Raw genomic sequence first — 16,694 nt, 5'->3', positions numbered from 1 at the left:
TGATGCCGTCAGATCGGACGCCCACACATAACAAAAAGCAGGAAGTTGAGATGAAAACAGCAAAAATTTGGGCCACGGTATCGGTGTTGGCCCTGGTGATGTCGGCGGGCGCAGCCCTGGCCGGGACCTATGAAAAGACCGCGACAGGCATTGTCGTCAAACCGGATACCGGTGCGGCCAAGGAGGTGCGTCTTGAGGTCATGAGCGACGCCATCATCCATGTCCTGGCGGTCGACGATCCGGCGCGCCAGCAAATGCCGTCCCTGATGACCGTGGCCCAGCCGGGCGGTTCGTTCACCGTTTCCGAAACGAAAAACGCCGTGACGCTCAAGGCGGCCAAGGCATCGGCGGTCGTGTCGCTGCAATCGGGCCTGGTGACCTTCTATGACGCCGCGGGCAAGCCGGTCCTGACCGAAACGCGCGCCGCCATCATGCCGGTGACAGTCGAAGGCCAGCCCTTTGTCGCCACCCACGCTCAGTTCAATACCGGCACGCGCGAAAGCTTTTACGGCCTGGGCCAGCACCAGAACGCCCAGATGGACATGAATGGCGAAGACGTCCTTCTGTCGCAGCACAATATGGACGTGGCCATTCCCTTCGTCGTGTCGGACAAGAATTACGGCGTGCTGTGGGACAATAATTCGATCACGCGCTGGGGCAATCCGACGCCTTACGCCCTGTTCAGCCGCGACCTGAAGCTGACGGCCGAGGACGGCAGCCAGGGCTTGACCGCCAAATACTATGTCGATGGCAAGCTGATACTGACGCGCGTCGAAACCGATATCCGCTATCAATACCTGAAAGACGTCGCTGCCAACTGGCCGACCGATCCGGCGCTGAGCAAGGCCGCGACCCAGGGCAAGAAGGTGTTGGTGGTGTGGGACGGCACGATGACGTCGGACGTGGCGGGGGTGCACAAGATGCAGCTCTATTCGTCGGACTATGCCGACCTGACCCTGGACGGCAAGAAGGTCTTGAGCGTCTGGCGCCAGGGCTGGAACCCGTGGTACCACAATTTCGAGCAGAACTTTGCCAAGGGCAAGCCGGTGAAGTTCCATCTCGAATGGAAGCCGTCGGGCGGCATGGTCGCCGTCACGCATAACAACCCGCAATCGTCCGCCGACCAGCATTCGCTGCAATTTTCGTCCGAGGCGGGGACCGGGCTCAACTACTACTTCATCGCGTCGGACAGCATTGACGGCGTGATCGGCGGCTACCGCCACCTGACCGGCCAGGCGCCGATGATGCCGAAATGGGCCTATGGCTTCTGGCAGTCGCGTCAGCGTTACGAGACACAGGACCAGCTTCTGGACGTGCTCAAGACCTATCGCGACCTGAAGATCCCGATCGACAACATGGTTCAGGACTGGTTCTACTGGCCGGAAGACCAGTGGGGCAGCCACGATTTCGATCCCAAGCGCTTCCCCAATCCGCAGAAGATGGTCGATGAGGTGCATGCCCAGCACGCCCATGTCATGATCTCGATCTGGGGCAAGTTCTACGCCAATACCGACAATTACAAGGCCTTTGAAAAGAAGGGCTATATGTGGACGAAGAATGTCGAAGAGGGCGAGCTTGATTGGGTTGGCAAGGGCTATCTCAACAGCCACTATTCGCCCTATAACCAGGAAGCGCGCGACATGTACTACAAGTCGCTGCACGACAAGCTGGTCGTGAAGGGCTTCGACGCGTGGTGGATGGATAATACTGAGCCGGACGTGCGCTCCAACACCTCGCCGGAAGACTTTGCCGCCCTGATCACCCCGACCCAGATGGGGCCGGGCGCCATCGTCCACAACGCCTATGCGCTGATGAACACGAAGGCCATGTATGAGGGCCTGGTCAAGGACCAGCCGGACACACGCCAATTCATCCTGACCCGCTCAGGCTTTGCCGGCGTGCAGCGCAATGCCGCTGCTGTCTGGTCGGGCGATACGGTCGGCCGCTGGAACAACCTGTACGACCAGATCGCCGCCGGGGTGAACTTCTCGATGTCCGGTGTGCCGAACTGGACGCACGATATCGGCGGCTACGCCCAGGAAACGCGCTTCCAGGGCACGGATGTCGGCGGATTGCAGGAAAACCGTGCCGCCGGTGGCACGGGCACGGCTGAAGACCTGCGGGAATGGCGTGAGATGAATCTGCGCTGGTTCCAGTTCGGGGCGTTCTCGCCCCTGTTCCGTTCCCACGGCGAAGGCGTGAAGCGGGAAATCTTCATCATCGCGCCCGAAGGCTCGGATATGCGCGATAACATGGTGTGGTATGACAAGCTGCGTTACCGCCTGATGCCGTATATCTACGCCACGGCGTCGGACACCTATCATGCCTCGGGCACCATCATGCGCGGCTTCGCCATGGACTTCCCGAACGACGAAAAGGGCAAGAACATCAAGGACGAATACATGTTCGGTAAGGCCTTCCTGGTCGCGCCGGTGTATGAGTACAAGGCCCGCTCGCGCGCCGTCTACCTGCCTGCCGGCGCCGACTGGTACGATTTCTATACCGGCGCCAAGGTCAAGGGCGGCCAAAGCGTCACGGTCGCTGCGCCGCTCACCCAGATGCCGTTGTTCGTCAAGGCGGGTTCGGTGGTGCCGATGGGCCCGGTGACGCAATATGTCGATGAAAAGCCCGATGCGCCGCTGACCCTGACCGTCTATACCGGCGCCGACGGATCGTTCAGCCTGTACGAAGACGACGGTGTGTCCAACGGGTATACGCGCGGTGAATTCAGCCGTATTCCGCTGGCCTACAACGAAAAGACCGGCGAACTGAGCATTGGTGCGCGCACCGGCAGCTATCCCGGCATGATCACCAACCGCGTCTTCCATATTCGCTTCGTCCAGCCGGGCGTATCGACCAGCGCGGCCTTCGACGATTTCAACGCCGAAGTCGCCTATTCCGGTGCGGCGATCACTGTAAAGCGGCCCTAATCGCGGCTGTGATAGCGATGCGCCCCGTTCTTGTCCTTTGCCGGGCAGGAGCGGGGCGGTCGCACATCTTGCTCTTTTGAGTGCGGCTTTTTGCCGTTTGTTTTTTTCGATTTTGTGCCTATTGTTTTTGCCTATTGTTTTTTGATTGGCGGTTTCCATATCTGAATTGTGTGGCCGGGGCATCCACCCGGCGCGGCGTACCGTACAAGAGTCATAACTCTCAACGAAAGGCCTCGTTCATGACCACCCAGACCATCGCTATCGACGACCTCAAGGGCCAGCCGTTCGCTGTGCGCAAGGGGGTGGAGACGTTGCGAAAGGTATGGGAATTCGGCGAGATGGACATCGTCATGCCCAATGGCGGCCAGATGCGGTTATCGGGCACACGGCCGGGACCGCATGCCACCTTGCTGGTCAAGGACTTCAACTTCATGAAGCGGGTGCTGGCGTCCGGCGATATCGGCTTCTGCGACGGCTACAAGGAAGGGGAGTGGGATACGCCCGACCTGGCGACCCTGCTGGAGGTGCTGACGCTTAATAGCGAAAAGCTGGGCCAGTTGTTCACCGGCAATTTTATAACCCGCACCGTCAACAACATCCTGCACGCCTTTCGCAAGAACACCAAGCAGGGGTCGAAACGCAATATTTTCGACCACTACGACCTAGGTAACAGCTTCTATGACCAGTGGCTGGACCCGACCATGACCTATTCGTCGGCCCTGTTCGAAGGCGACCGGCTGGCCGAACACAAGGACCTGAGCGCGGCTCAGACGGCGAAATATGCCAAGCTGGCCAAACTAGTCGATCTCAAGCCGGGTCAGCACGTGCTGGAAATTGGCTGCGGCTGGGGCGGGTTCGCGCAATATGCGGCGGAAACCATCGGCGCGCGCGTCACCGGTGTGACCATCTCCCAGGCGCAGCATGACTATGCCGTCGAGCGCATGAAGCGGCTGGGCCTGGACGACAAGGTCGAGATCGTCATGATGGACTACCGCGACATCAAGGGCGAATATGACGCCGTGGTGTCGATCGAAATGTTCGAGGCGGTGGGCGAAAGCTACTGGCACACCTATTTCACCAAGCTGCATGACGTCCTGAAAAAGGGCGGTAAGGCGGGCTTGCAGATCATTACCATCGCCGACGACATGTTCGACGATTACAAGTCGCGCGCCGACTTCATCCAGAAATATGTCTTCCCCGGCGGTATGCTGCCGTCGGCCCAGAAGCTGCTGGAACAAACCCAATCGGCCGGGCTTAAGCTCATGTCCAATTTCAAGTTCGGCCAGGACTATGCCGAAACATTGAAACAATGGGGTCAGCGGTTCGAGACGGCGTGGAAGGAAGGCCGTATCACCGGCTTCGACGCCCATTTCCGCAAGCTGTGGCTGTTCTATCTGGCCTATTGCGAGGCGGGATTCCGCACCGAACGCACCAATGTCGTGCATCTTCAGTTGCAGCGCTCGGAATAGAACAGATCAGGAGGCGTCGAGCAGGGCGCGGACACGCGCGGCCAGCTCGTCGATGCTAAACGGCTTGCCGATCAGTTCGACGCCCTTGTCCACCACGCCGTTGTGGACCACGGCATTGCGGGTATAGCCGGTGGTGTAGAGCACCTTCAGGTGCGGATAGAGGCCGAGTGCCTCATCGACCAGCTTGCGGCCATTGGTTTCCGGCATGACGATGTCGGTGAACAGCATGACGACATCGGGGTTGTCGCGCAAACATTGCAAGGCGGCGGCGGCCCCATCGGCCTGGAGCACGCGATAGCCCAGTTCTTCGAGCGCGTCGGCGCTGAACTGGCGCACCGCGTCCTCGTCATCGACGACCAGTATGACGTCGCGGTGGTCGCCCGACAGCGCGAGGGTATTGTCCACGTCGTGATTGGCGGTTGTGTCGGCATCGCCGCCGCGCGGCAGATAGATCTTTATCGTCGTGCCATGACCAACCTCCGAATAGATCTTGATATGGCCGCCTGACTGCTTGACGAAGCCGTAGACTTGGCTGAGCCCCAGGCCTGTGCCCTTGCCCACCGCCTTGGTGGTGAAAAACGGGTCGAAGGCCTTGGCGATCACCTCGTCCGGCATGCCCGATCCGGTGTCGGTGACGGCGATCATCACGTACTGGCCGGCCGGGACGCCCAATTCGCTGGAGACGTAGCGGGCATCGAGATGCGCGTTCTGGGTTTCGATGGTCAGCTTGCCGCCGTTCGGCATGGCGTCGCGCGCATTGACCGACAGGTTGAGGATAACGTTTTCGAGCTGGTTGGGGTCGACCTCGATGCGCCAGGCACCACCGGTCAGGACGGTTTCCAGCCGGATGTCGGCGCCGATCGAATGGCGCAGAAGGTCGGACATGTCCGCAACCAGACGGTTGGGGTCTATGCATTCCGGCTGGAGCGGCTGCTGGCGCGAAAAGGCGAGCAGGCGGTGGGTCAGGTTGGCGGCGCGCTTGGCGGCGTCGGCGGCCGACTGAACGTAATGGCGGGCGCGGGGGTCTTCGAGGGTGACGCGGCGATTGAGCAGGTCAAGTGAGCCCATCACGACGGCCAGCATATTGTTGAAGTCGTGGGCAATGCCGCCCGTGAGCTGACCGACCGCTTCCATTTTTTGCGACTGGCGCAACTGTTCTTCCAGGCGGCGTTTGTCGGTCATGTCGACCCCAATGCCAATGCGGCGGACAGGCAGGCCGTTTTCGAAATAGGTATTGCCGCGCGACAACACCCAGCGGACCGACCCGTCGGGGTGAAGGATGCGGTATTCCAGTTCCAGTTCACCCGCCGTTTTCAGTCCGGCCGCCATGGTGGCGCGCAGGGCGGTCATGTCTTCCGGGTGGACGTTGGCCAGGAAGGCCTCACGACGCAGGCCTGTCTTGCCGGCACCGGGGGGCAGGGCGTAGACGGCGGCCACGGAGTCGTCGAAGAAGAAGGTGTCGCTGGCCACATCGAAGGTCCAGGCGCCGATGCCGTCGACCGCGCCCAGTGCCAGGCGGACGAAGTCGCGCGTGTCGTTGAGCTCCGATTTCTGCGCTTCGACGTCGGTATTGGTGCCAATCCAGGTCGAAATCCTGCCTGTTGGCGTATGGAGCGGCACGGCGCGGATCAGGTGCCAGCGATAGACGCCGTCGGCGCGACGAATGCGAAACTGGGTTTCATAGGTCTCGCCCGCCTTCACGGCGTCCATCCAGGCCGATACGGCGACCGTCACGTCGTCGGGGTGGATGATATCGGCCCATTTTCCGCCGTCCAACTCGCCCGGTTGTGCGCCGCTGTAGGCGTAGACCTGATCGTTGAACCAGTCGACCGTGCCGTCGGGACCCGCCGCCCAGACGTGGTTGGGCATGGCCTGAGCCAGGAGGCGGAACTGCGCTTCGCGAGCGGCCAGGGCGGCCTCGGCTTCGGCCCGGTCGATCAATTCGCGCGTCCGTTCAGCGACGGCTTCCATGAAGGCGACCTCATCGGCGGTCCAGGGGCGGGCGTGGCGTGAATTGAGGTAAACAATGGTGCGCAGGCGGTCGCCGCGCAGGAAGGGCACGACCAGTATGGCCCGGGTGTCGACGCTGCCCGCCGTTTCGCGCGTGCGGGCTTCGTCGCTGATGGTATCGGCGAACAGGTCGTTGACCACCACCGTGCCTCCGGCGCCCAGCCGCGCTACGATCTTTTCGCCGAAGGCCTTGGCCGGGTAGTCGCCCATGAGGGGCGGCACAGTGCCGTCCGTCCAGCACACCGTATAGTCGAAGACGTCTGCCACCGGGTCGAACTGGCCGAAGCCGACACGCGAAACGCCGAAATGACGGCCCATGAGGGCGCAGGCGGCTTCGAGCGCCTCCGCCGTATTGCCGCTGCGCAGCAGATCGGTGAGTTCCAGCAACACCGACTGGCGTACTTCGGCGCGCTTGCGTGCGGTAATGTCGATGGCGGTGCCGACAGCGCGGACGCATTGGCCGCTGTCATCGAAAATGCCCTTGCCCTTCGCGGCGAGCCAGCGCACGCGCCGGTCCTGGCGGTCGATGACGCGGAATTCCACATCGTAGGTGGACCGCGTTTGGGGATCGAGCGCCGCCAGGAAGGCGACAGCCGTATCGGCCAAATCGTCGGGATGCAGCCCGGCGTAGAAATCATCCATCGTGACTGGGGTGCCGGTGGGTACGCCGAACATGAGGTAGGTGCGGTCCGACCAGGTCAGGACCTGGGTGGCCATGTCGAGATCCCAGGTGCCGATTTCCGCCGCATCCGTGGTCAGTCTTAGCGATTCTTCGCTTAAGACCAGCCGCGTTTCGGACGCCCGGCGCGCAGTGATGTCGCGGATAAAGCCGATAAAGGCGGCGTCGCCTCCGGCCGGAGCGGCAACAATGGACAATTCAATCGGAAATTCGTGGCCGTCACGGTGCAGGGCAGTGATTTCGATGCGGCGGCCCAAAACACGCGCCACGCCTGTTTCGGCGAGGCGTTGCATCCCCAGGCGATGGCCGTCGCGGTGGGCCGGGGGGACGATCAGATCGGCCAGCGAGTGGCCCAATGCCTCCGACTCGTTCCAGCCGAAAATCTCCGTAGCCAGGCGGTTCCAGGCGAGGACATCGCCTTCGGCATCGATGACCACGACGGCGTCCAGCACCTGACTCATCAACGCGTCAACCGTGCGGGCGCTGATTTCTTTTGAATAGGGCAAGGGCGGGACCCTGAGGTTCTGGGCGGTTTACGGAAAACCGCATTTGTTTCCGAAATTGTTGAAAAAAGCAAATGAAACTGGCGCGTGTCAAGCTGTGCCCACAGGAGGAAACACGGGACGCAGCACAAAAAACTTGCCCGTCACCTGTAAGGACGTTACCTACGGGCCTTAATGAAATGGCCAACGGCGAATCTTGCCTTGCGGGATTCTGCCGGTTTGGGGGTCTGTTGCGCGACACGAATACGATGGATACGGGAAAGATGGCCGCCGGGCATATCGGCGCGATTACCCTTGTCCGCCATGGGGAGCCCAATCTGTCGCGGCGGGTCAAGTTCGACTGGCGCGGGTACGAGGCGTGGTGGGCCAAATACGATCAGGCCGGGCTTCTGGCCGGACAGACGCCGCCGCCGCTGCTCCACGATTTCGCGCGCGATGCCCGTTATATCTATTCTTCGACCCTGCGGCGCTCCATTGAGACGGCGCGCGCCGTGTGCGGTGAGCGCGCGTTCGAATCGCTCGACATGCTGATCGAAGCGCCCCTGCCGCCGCCGCATTTTCCCTCCTTCATCAAGCTGTCGCCCAATTCGTGGGGATGGGGCTTCATGGCGCGGGTGTGGTGGTGGTATTTCAACGTCCATCAAGGGCTGGAAAGCCGGGACCAGGCCAAAAAGCGGGCGCGGGCCGCGGCGGAGTTCCTGATGGAGCGGGCGCGCGAGGGCGGCGACGTGCTGGTTCTGGCCCACGGCTTTTTCAATTTGATGATCAGTATTGAACTGAAGAAAATGGGCTATATAAAGGCTCTGGAGCAGGGGTTCAAATACTGGGGTTGCCGCCGCTACGAAGTCAGGACACGATCATGAGCGAAACCACTGAACTCTCCTTCGAAGATGCATTGAAGCAACTCGAAAAGATCGTCACCGAACTGGAATCCGGTCAGGCGCCGCTGGAAAAATCATTGGAACTTTATCAGGAAGGCGCTCGATTGAAGGCTCTGTGCGAGGCTCGCCTGGAAGCGGCGCGGCTGCAGGTCGAAAAGATTTCGCTCACCAAGGCCGGCGCCGTCGAAGGCGTGGCGCCCGCCGAGTTCTCTTAGGTCGCTCAAACGCCGCGGGGCTTGCCTCGCATAAGCTCGGGCGGGCCTCGCCCTTGCCGGATTTCGAAGCCGAAATCCGGAAACACCAAAACAGGAGCCGTCTCATCTTGACCCCCGTCGCCGCCAATTCCGATTTGCCGCCGCTGATGGCGCGCATGGCCGAAACGGCCGATCTGGTGACGATGGCGCTGGATGAACTGCTGCCGCGCGGCGAAGGCCCGGAAATGCGGCTGACCGAAGCCATGCGCTATGCGGCGCTGGGCCCCGGCAAGCGGTTGCGCCCCTTCTTCGCGCTGGAGGCGGCCCGCCTGTTCGATGCAGAAGAAAACGCCGTGCTGCGCGCCGCCTGCGCGCTGGAATGCATCCACGCCTATTCGCTGATCCATGACGACCTGCCGTGCATGGATGACGACGATATTCGGCGCGGGCAGTTGACCGTTCACCGCGCCTATGACGAGGCGACCGCTGTTCTGGCCGGCGATGCGCTGCAAAGCGTCGCCTTTGAAATCCTGGCCTCGGAAGACACGCATGAAGACCCGCAGGTCCGCGTTGACCTGATCCGTATGCTGGCCCAGGCGTCGGGTGCGCAGGGCATGGCGGGCGGCCAGATGATCGACCTCATCGGGGTGTCGGACGATCTGGGCGGCGTGGCGCGTATGCAGCGGCTGAAGACCGGTGCGCTGATCGTCTATGCCTTCCAGATCCCGCTGATCATCGCCGATGCGCCTGAAAAAGACGGCATGGCCCTGATGCATTTTGCCCAGGATCTGGGGCTGGCGTACCAGATCGCCGACGACCTGCTGGACGTCGAAGGCGATCCCGATTTGCTGGGTAAGGGGGCGGGTGGCAAGGACGCCGCCAAGGGCAAGACGAATTTCGTCACCCTGCTTGGATTGGACGAGGCGAAAAGCCGTGTACAGATTTTATCGGAGCAGGCCAAATCCCGTCTTGATATTTTCGGCGCAAGGGCGCGATACTTGCGTGAAAGTGTTGACTTCGTACTTAATCGGCGCAACTGAGACTGCCGTTACGCCAGCAACCGGTTGCGTTTATTGAATGCCTGAAACCCCTATACTCGATACGCTCGTCCAACCCGAGCATATCCGCGATCTCACCCCCGTGCAGGTCAAGGCCTTGGCCGACGAAGTGCGCGCCGAAACCATTGACGTGGTGTCGAAGATCGGAGGCCATCTCGGCTCGGCGCTTGGCGTGGTCGAATTGACCGTCGCCCTGCACCATGTGTTCGAGACGCCAAAGGATATCCTGATCTGGGATGTCGGGCATCAATGCTATCCGCACAAGATACTGACCGGGCGGCGCGACCGCATCCGCACCCTGCGCCAGGGTGGCGGCCTGTCGGGCTTCACCAAGCGCAGCGAAAGCGTCTACGATCCGTTCGGTGCGGCCCATGCGGCGACCTCCATCTCCGCCGCGCTCGGTTTCTGCGCCGCGCGCGACCAGAAGGGCGAGCACAACAAGGTCATCGCCGTGATCGGCGACGGATCGATGTCGGCGGGTATGGCCTATGAGGCGATGAACAACGCCGCCGAAACGACGCGCAACCTGACCGTCATCCTCAACGACAACGACATGTCGATTGCGCCGCCGGTCGGCGGGATGAGTGCCTACCTGGCCAATCTGGTGTCGGGCGGGGCCTATCAGGCGGTTCGCCGCTGGGGCAAGAGCGTCGCCGAACGGCTGCCGCGCTCCATCTTCGAGCTGGTGCGCAAGAGCGAAGAGTTTTCGCGCACCTATGTCACGGGCGGCACCTTCTTCGAAGAGCTGGGATTCTATTATGTCGGGCCGATCGACGGCCACAATATGGAACATCTGCTGACCGTCCTGACGCGCGTGCGCGACATCAACGACCGTCCAGTGCTGGTCCATGTCGTGACGCAAAAGGGCAAGGGCTACGCGCCCGCCGAAACGTCGCCGGACAAGTATCATGGCGTCGCCAAGTTCGACGTCATCACCGGCGAACAATCAAAGCCCAAGGCCAATGCGCCGAGCTACACCGACGTCTTCGCCTCCGAACTGATCAAGCAGGCGCGGGTAGATGACCGTATTGTCGCCATCACCGCCGCCATGCCGTCGGGCACGGGGCTGGATCGTTTCGCCGAAGTCTTCCCGGCGCGCTGCTACGATGTGGGCATTGCCGAACAGCACGCGGTGACGTTTGCGGCGGGGCTGGCGGCGGATGGCATGAAGCCGTTCTGCACCATCTATTCGACCTTCCTGCAACGCGGCTACGATCAGGTGGCGCACGATGTCAGCCTGCAAAACCTGCCGGTGCGGTTCGCGCTCGACCGGGCGGGGCTGGTGGGCGCCGACGGGGCGACCCATGCGGGCAGCTTCGATATCGGTTATCTCGGCGCCTTGCCGAACATGATGATCATGGCGGCGGCCGACGAAGCCGAATTGGCGGCCATGATCGCCACGGCCACGGCCTATGACGACGGTCCGTCCGCCTTCCGCTATCCGCGCGGTGAAGCGACGGGCGTGGCCATCCCCGAAATGGCCAGCCCTCTGGCCATCGGCAAGGGCCGTATCCTGCGCGAAGGCTCCAAGATCGCCATTCTGTCGTTGGGCACGCGTTTGGCTGACGCCCTCAAAGCCGCCGACATGCTGGCGGCGCGCGGCCTGTCGACCACGGTGGCCGATGCCCGGTTCGCCAAGCCGATCGACAAGGAATTGGTGCTGCAACTGGCGCGTCACCACGAATGCCTCATCACGGTCGAAGAAGGCGCGGTCGGCGGGTTCGGCGCGTTCGTCCTGCATTACCTGGCGGGCGAAGGCGCGCTGGACGCCGGGCTCAAGATCCGTACCCTGACCTTGCCCGATATTTATCAGGATCAGAACAGTCAGGCGAACCAGTATGCCGAGGCGGGACTGGATGCCGCCGGTATTGCCTTGACCGCGCTCAAGGCGCTGGGCCTTGAAGATGCGGTCGCGGCCAAGATGGTCAAGGGCTGAACCCCGATACAAAAACGGCGCCCCGTGAGAGGCGCCGTTTCCGCGTATCTATTTAGTAGCTGTTGATGATCACCGAAGCGATCAGGCCGGTGGCCACGGCGGCGAGGACATAGTTGTTGTCGACACGGCGCCATTCATAGCCATAGGGCGGGCGGCGCAGGTGATGGTGGCGATAGTCTACCACGTAGCCGCGATGCCAGTCGACGTAGGAGACGTAGCCGCCGCGGCGCCAGTCGGACCGGTCGCGCCAGCCATTGTGGTAGCCGCGGTCGCGGCCATCCCGATATCCATCGCGATAGGCGTCGCGGCGGTCATAGCGGTCACGGCGCCAGTCGCGATCACCTCGGTCGTAGCGATCATGACGGTCGTAACGTTCGTGGCGATCATAGCGATCGTGATCGCGCGGGTCTGCTGAGGCGACGCTGCCGAACGCCAGTGTGCCGGCGAGAACAGCGAGGGCCGTAGATGTCAAAAAGCGTTTCATGGCGATTTCCTTTTCTTAATCACCCCCAATGAAGATCACTATATGACCCGTCGCCTGAACCGTGCATGAACGCTGTTGTCAGGTTTAAGGTACAGTTTCCGCAGGCGAAATAGGAAAGAAAGCGCCGCCGGCGCGCACGCCGAACCAGCCGTCTTCGACCTGGGCGAGATCGGCCAATTCGCGGGCGAGGTCGCGCGACAGGCGCGCCTCCAGACCGCCGCGGACATGGATATAGGGACGAAAGCCGTCTGCGCCGGTGTCGAAGCGCAGGGCATTATCCGGCCCGACGACGACAATGTCGCCGACATTTGTGCGAAAGGTGAGAGGCGCGGTCTCGGTCATTTCGACGGCGATGAAGGGCGCGTCTTCGACGCGGATGCCGACCTTTTCGACCGGTGTCACCAGGAAAAACGCTTCGCCGTCGCGGCGCAGGATGCGGCTGAACAATTGCACCATGGCGTGCCGCTCGATCGGCGTGCCGTTGTAATGCCAGGTGCCGTCGTGCCGGATCACCATGTCGATGTCGCCGCAGAACGGGGGATGCCAGGTATCGACCGGCGGCGGACCGGCCTGAACCGTCATGTCGTCATACAGGCGCGACAGATCCATCACGCCACCGCCGTAGCGCTGTCGGTTTCGGCTTCTGGCTCTGCTTCGGGCTCTCCTTGGCCCGAGCGCAGCAGCTCGACCCAGGTGTCGGCGATGTCGTCGGTGGCTTCCGCCGCCGCATCGACCACGGCCGCGAACAGGTCGAAGCCGAGCGGAAGGGTGTCATAGCGGCGATAGACGGTCGGGACGCGCGCCGCGATCAGGCGTTGCACGAGGGTTTCGGCCTGATCGGCCAGGGGGTCGAGACCGGCGGAGACGACGAAGGTGCGCGGCTGGCCCACCAGGAGCGGTTCGAGCGCCGGAGACAGGCGCGGATCGGTCAGGCTGGCGCCGCCGCCGGCATAATGTCCGATCAGCAGGTCGATATCCGCGCTCGACAGCGGCCACAGGCCAAGCGCCGCATTGGCGGGACTGTGCGTGTCGCTGAGATCGGCGAGGGGCGTGACGAGCAGTTGCGCCACAGGCGAGGGCTTGAAATCGCGGCGCAGGTCCAGGCTGACGCGCAAGGCAAGCCCCGCGCCGGTCAGGATGCCGCCAATGGCGACCCGGCCCGACGGTGCGCCAAGACGTGCGGCATTGGCCTGAGCCCAGTCGAAGGCGGCGCGGGCGTCATCGAGCGCGGCGGGGAAACGGTAGACAGGCGCCAGCCGGTATTCGGGCAGGAAGACCGGGCAGCGGGCTTGGTGCGCCAGCCGGACGGCGAAGGCGCGGCTGAGGTCCGGGCCGCCGAGCACGCCGCCGCCCTGATGAAAGAAGACGAGGAGGGGGGCATCTTCGGACACCCGCGCCGGCCGGATCAGCAGGCCGCGCGGAATGGTCCCGGCGGCGGCCCCTTCACCGCCGATGGATTCGAACCGTACCCGAATATCAGATGGCAGGCCAAACAGGGCGGCAGCCTCCTGCCATTCCTGGCGCGCGGTTTCCAGACTCTTGGCGGTCAGGCTGAGCCCCGTGCGGCCGGAGGCCTGGCTATACAGGGCGCGCCACAGGCATTGAATCTGGGGATCGAGGGTGCGGCCAGCGACGTGGACAACCCCACCGCCCGACACGAACCGCAACACCGCCGCCGGCAGGGACAGGGCGCGTTTCAGCAGCCAGGTGTTGAGAAAGCGGGTGTCGAAGGCGGGCAGGCGCATGGAAAAGGCTCGGCGAAAACGCAAGGCGGGGGGACGGATGTAGCACCTTTCGCGCCCGGAACGCAGCGGTGTGCGATAAATAATCTCGCAAACTGCGGCATTTTGATCAAATTTCCGGTAAAATGCGCGTCAGATTCGCCAATTGCGGCATATTTCTGTTTGACCGTTTTAAAAACCTGCGGCTTAATATCTCCACAATCCGTTAGTCTGGCTGCCTACGCTAAAGGGATTTGAAAGGGTTCGGTGCCCGCGCCGCATGCCGTTCAGTCTCGCCCGCTGCTACCGAGATACACGATTGTCTTGTGGGGGGTAAAAGCCTCACGCCTCGTAACAGCTCGAGACCCAAGGAGAGCGCACATGGCCGAAGGTACGGTCAAATGGTTTAACACCACCAAGGGCTACGGTTTCATCCAGCCCTCAGAAGGCGGCAATGACGTCTTCGTTCACATTTCCGCTGTTCAACGCGCCGGCCTGCAAGGCCTGGCCGACGGTCAGAAGGTATCTTACGAGTTGCAGAACGAGCGCGGCAAGACCGCTGCGGTCGATATTCAGCTTCTGTAAGATCGCATCTTAAGGCATTCCGGTCTTCGGACCGTTGTCCTGACGGGAAAAGCGCAGGTGGCGTAAGGCTGCTCTGCGCTTTTTTCATGCCTGATCCGGGTCTGTTTTTCAGGTTCATCCTCAAATTTGGCGCCTTAGGGATTGCGGCAGGTCCGAAATCATGCATAACGGAGACACTGTCATTGGGGAGTAGCCGCCGTCGTTCGCGACGGGCACGCGTCAACACACTTGGACCCGCAGGTTCATGGCGCAGGCACTGACGATTTCGTCAGCAGGCAAGACCTTTGGTCAGGGATGCGACACCTTCGCCGGGTGAGCCGTATCTTTGCGCCATTGGTTTTTTTAGCTTGCCCGGCCCGTGAATGACACCATGCTCCTGACTATCGCCCTTTTCCTGGGCTCAGCCGCCGCGATTTACTTCGCGTGTGAGTATTTCGTGAACAGCGTCGAATGGTTCGGCAAACGCCTTAACCTGGGCGCCACCGCCGTTGGCACCGTTCTGGCTGCGTTCGGCACCGCCTTGCCGGAAAGCGCCGTCACCTTCACCGCCGTCGCCTTTGGCCAGACAGCCCAGCAAAAGGATATCGGCGTCGGCGCCGCCATGGGCGGGCCGCTGGTTCTGGCCACTGTCGCCTATGGCGTGGTCGGGCTGGCGCTCTGGCTCAATAAACGCAAGCTGCGGCGAGCCGATCACGGCGTCGATGTCGATGCCGCGGGCTTGGCGCGCGACCAACTGTCGTTTCTGGCCATTTTCGTGGTCAAGGTGGCGCTCGGCCTGGTCGCCTTTACCATCAAGCCGTGGCTCGGCCTGCTGTTCCTGGCCGCGTATGCCCTCTATGTCTGGCGCGAGATCAATAGCGGTGAAAGCAGCGCCGAGGAAGATGATCTGGAGCCGCTGAAAATCCGACCGGGGAATCCCAGCTTGGCCTGGGCCGGGTTGCAGGCCGGTCTGGCGCTCGGCGTCATCGCCTTTGCCTCTCACCTGTTTGTCGGCCAGCTTGAAGCCATCGGCCATTTCGCCGGCTTGTCGCCGCACATCGTGGCGCTTTTGCTAAGCCCGGTGGCGACCGAGCTGCCGGAAATCATGAACGCCATCATCTGGGTCCGTCAGGGCAAGGAACGCCTGGCGCTCGCCAATATTTCCGGCGCTATGATGATCCAGGCGACCATACCGTCGGCCCTGGGCCTGTTCTTCACGCCGTGGCGCTTCGACGGCACGCTTCTGGTCTCGGGCTTGATCACGGGGCTGGCCATCATCGTGCTGTGGAGCGTGTTCCGTCTCAACAAGGCAAAGGTCGACAGCCGGTGGCTGGCGGCGATCGGCTTGCTCTATGGCCTGTTCGTGGCGTGGATGGTCTTCGCGCCCGAAGCCTTGCGGACGTTTCAGTTCTAAAGTGCTTTCGGCGTAGCGGCGATCAGGGCACGGATATCGTCGGGCGTCAGGCCGTCCTGACGATAGTCGCGCAGGGCCTTTGAGCCCTTGCGCTTGGCCAGGCGGCGGCCCTGATCGTCTAGCAGCAGGGCGTGATGGGCGTAATGCGGCGTCGGCAGGCCCAGCAGGGCCTGAATCAGCACCTGGGTGTGTGTGGCGTCGTAGAGGTCATGGCCGCGGATGACGCGGCTTATGCCCTGGCGGGCATCGTCGATTACCACGGCCAGGTGATAGGCGACGCCGATATCCTTGCGCCCCAATACGACATCGCCGTTGACGGAAGGATCGGCGCGGCGGTCTTCGCCGTGTTCGGTAAAGCTGAGGTCGTCATAACGGCCCCCCAGATGACGACGGGCGGCCTCAAGCGACAGCTTCCAGGCGGGCGTGGCCGGTCCGTCATCCACCATGGCCTCACCTTGGGGTGCGCTGAGGGCGGCTTCGGCCTCGCCCTTGCGGGTGCGCGTATCGGCATAGAGGACGCCCAGGTGTTTTAAGGTGTCCAGCGCGGCGGCGTAGTCGGCCAGGTGCGCGCTTTGGCGCAGGACCGGGCGGGGCCAGTCGAGCCCAAGCCAGGCCAGGTCGTCATAGATGGCGGCTTCGTAGGGCGGACGGCAGCGGGTATGGTCGATGTCTTCCAGGCGCAGAATGAATTCGCCCCCCTGGCTGCGGGCGGTTTCGAACGCGGTCAGGGCGCTATAGGCGTGGCCGAGATGCAGGTAGCCGGTCGGCGAGGGGGCGAAGCGGGAGCGAAACATGCCCGCACCATAGGGCAGGGACGAATACCTTTCCAGAACCCTGTCCAGAATCCGGGC

General features: G+C 62.4%; 13 protein-coding genes and 1 riboswitch. Of the genes, 8 read left to right on the top strand and 5 right to left on the bottom strand.

The features are described from left to right. Positions 1-50: 50 nt before the first annotated feature. Positions 51-2,930, top strand: a complete 2,880-nt coding sequence (locus RCJ00_RS04855; protein ID WP_316220611.1) for a glycoside hydrolase family 31 protein — start codon at positions 51-53, stop codon at positions 2,928-2,930. A gap of 239 nt (positions 2,931-3,169) precedes the next feature. Beyond that, complete coding sequence (locus RCJ00_RS04850) at positions 3,170-4,399, top strand: class I SAM-dependent methyltransferase (RefSeq protein WP_316220610.1); 1,230 nt, start codon at positions 3,170-3,172, stop codon at positions 4,397-4,399. A gap of 6 nt (positions 4,400-4,405) precedes the next feature. Here RCJ00_RS04850 and RCJ00_RS04845 read toward each other — a convergent pair whose 3' ends face one another. Beyond that, entirely contained in the window at positions 4,406-7,594 is a 3,189-nt protein-coding gene (locus RCJ00_RS04845; protein ID WP_316220609.1) for a PAS domain-containing protein, read from the bottom strand. A gap of 227 nt (positions 7,595-7,821) precedes the next feature. Between RCJ00_RS04845 and RCJ00_RS04840 the strand changes: the two genes are divergently transcribed. The 4 genes from RCJ00_RS04840 (at position 7,822) to dxs (ending at position 11,660) form a co-directional block, all read left to right on the top strand. After that, on the top strand, positions 7,822-8,454 hold the full coding sequence (locus RCJ00_RS04840; RefSeq protein ID WP_316220607.1) for a phosphoglycerate mutase family protein: 633 nt from the start codon (positions 7,822-7,824) through the stop codon (positions 8,452-8,454). Continuing rightward, positions 8,451-8,687 carry an exodeoxyribonuclease VII small subunit gene (locus tag RCJ00_RS04835; protein ID WP_316220606.1) on the top strand — a complete coding sequence of 79 codons (237 nt, stop codon included), beginning with the start codon at positions 8,451-8,453 and terminating at the stop codon, positions 8,685-8,687. Before RCJ00_RS04840 ends, RCJ00_RS04835 begins: the two co-directional genes overlap by 4 nt. Before the next feature lie 107 nt (positions 8,688-8,794). Continuing rightward, positions 8,795-9,706, top strand: a complete 912-nt coding sequence (locus RCJ00_RS04830) for a polyprenyl synthetase family protein (RefSeq protein ID WP_316220605.1) — start codon at positions 8,795-8,797, stop codon at positions 9,704-9,706. Between the two features lie 37 nt (positions 9,707-9,743). Continuing rightward, positions 9,744-11,660, top strand: coding sequence for a 1-deoxy-D-xylulose-5-phosphate synthase (gene dxs / locus RCJ00_RS04825; protein ID WP_316220603.1), 1,917 nt, complete (start codon positions 9,744-9,746; stop codon positions 11,658-11,660). Between the two features lie 52 nt (positions 11,661-11,712). Here dxs and RCJ00_RS04820 read toward each other — a convergent pair whose 3' ends face one another. The 3 genes from RCJ00_RS04820 to RCJ00_RS04810 all read right to left on the bottom strand — a co-directional run bounded on the left by RCJ00_RS04820 (position 11,713) and on the right by RCJ00_RS04810 (position 13,889). Continuing rightward, a complete protein-coding gene (locus tag RCJ00_RS04820) occupies positions 11,713-12,144 on the bottom strand; it encodes an RcnB family protein (protein WP_316220602.1) in 432 nt (143 codons plus the stop codon). Between the two features lie 84 nt (positions 12,145-12,228). Then, positions 12,229-12,753: a DUF1285 domain-containing protein gene (locus RCJ00_RS04815; protein ID WP_316220601.1), complete on the bottom strand. Its 525-nt coding sequence runs from the start codon at positions 12,751-12,753 to the stop codon at positions 12,229-12,231. Continuing rightward, the gene (locus RCJ00_RS04810) at positions 12,753-13,889 is read right to left on the bottom strand and encodes an alpha/beta hydrolase (protein WP_316220600.1); all 1,137 of its coding nucleotides are present in this window, start codon (positions 13,887-13,889) and stop codon (positions 12,753-12,755) included. The genes RCJ00_RS04815 and RCJ00_RS04810 overlap by 1 nt, the downstream gene beginning before the upstream one ends. 357 nt (positions 13,890-14,246) lie before the next feature. Here RCJ00_RS04810 and RCJ00_RS04805 point away from each other — a divergent pair, with 357 nt between their 5' ends. After that, positions 14,247-14,450, top strand: coding sequence for a cold-shock protein (locus RCJ00_RS04805; RefSeq protein ID WP_023458971.1), 204 nt, complete (start codon positions 14,247-14,249; stop codon positions 14,448-14,450). Between the two features lie 172 nt (positions 14,451-14,622). Then, a riboswitch (yybP-ykoY riboswitch) is annotated at positions 14,623-14,723 on the top strand. 97 nt (positions 14,724-14,820) lie between these two features. Then, entirely contained in the window at positions 14,821-15,843 is a 1,023-nt protein-coding gene (locus RCJ00_RS04800; protein ID WP_316220599.1) for a sodium:calcium antiporter, read from the top strand. Here RCJ00_RS04800 and gluQRS read toward each other — a convergent pair. Beyond that, complete coding sequence (gene gluQRS / locus RCJ00_RS04795; protein WP_316220598.1) at positions 15,840-16,637, bottom strand: tRNA glutamyl-Q(34) synthetase GluQRS; 798 nt, start codon at positions 16,635-16,637, stop codon at positions 15,840-15,842. The two genes, RCJ00_RS04800 and gluQRS, sit on opposite strands and share 4 nt — an antisense overlap. Positions 16,638-16,694: the final 57 nt, after the last annotated feature.

Origin of the sequence: Asticcacaulis aquihabitans, from assembly GCF_032490435.1 — a bacterium.
GTDB lineage: Bacteria > Pseudomonadota > Alphaproteobacteria > Caulobacterales > Caulobacteraceae > Asticcacaulis.
Note: the sequence above shows the minus strand (reverse complement) of the source record. Positions and strands in the feature narration are given on the sequence as shown.

What these genes read in the sequence shown, in the direction of transcription:
- RCJ00_RS04855 (WP_316220611.1), top strand. Translation starts at nt 51, where the DNA reads ATGAAAACAGCAAAAATTTGGGCCACGGTATCGGTGTTGGCCCTGGTG.
- RCJ00_RS04850 (WP_316220610.1), top strand. Translation starts at nt 3,170, where the DNA reads ATGACCACCCAGACCATCGCTATCGACGACCTCAAGGGCCAGCCGTTC.
- RCJ00_RS04835 (WP_316220606.1), top strand. Translation starts at nt 8,451, where the DNA reads ATGAGCGAAACCACTGAACTCTCCTTCGAAGATGCATTGAAGCAACTC.
- dxs (WP_316220603.1), top strand. Translation starts at nt 9,744, where the DNA reads ATGCCTGAAACCCCTATACTCGATACGCTCGTCCAACCCGAGCATATC.
- RCJ00_RS04820 (WP_316220602.1), bottom strand. Translation starts at nt 12,144, where the DNA reads ATGAAACGCTTTTTGACATCTACGGCCCTCGCTGTTCTCGCCGGCACA.
- RCJ00_RS04815 (WP_316220601.1), bottom strand. Translation starts at nt 12,753, where the DNA reads ATGGATCTGTCGCGCCTGTATGACGACATGACGGTTCAGGCCGGTCCG.
- RCJ00_RS04810 (WP_316220600.1), bottom strand. Translation starts at nt 13,889, where the DNA reads ATGCGCCTGCCCGCCTTCGACACCCGCTTTCTCAACACCTGGCTGCTG.
- RCJ00_RS04805 (WP_023458971.1), top strand. Translation starts at nt 14,247, where the DNA reads ATGGCCGAAGGTACGGTCAAATGGTTTAACACCACCAAGGGCTACGGT.
- RCJ00_RS04800 (WP_316220599.1), top strand. Translation starts at nt 14,821, where the DNA reads ATGCTCCTGACTATCGCCCTTTTCCTGGGCTCAGCCGCCGCGATTTAC.
- gluQRS (WP_316220598.1), bottom strand. Translation starts at nt 16,637, where the DNA reads ATGTTTCGCTCCCGCTTCGCCCCCTCGCCGACCGGCTACCTGCATCTC.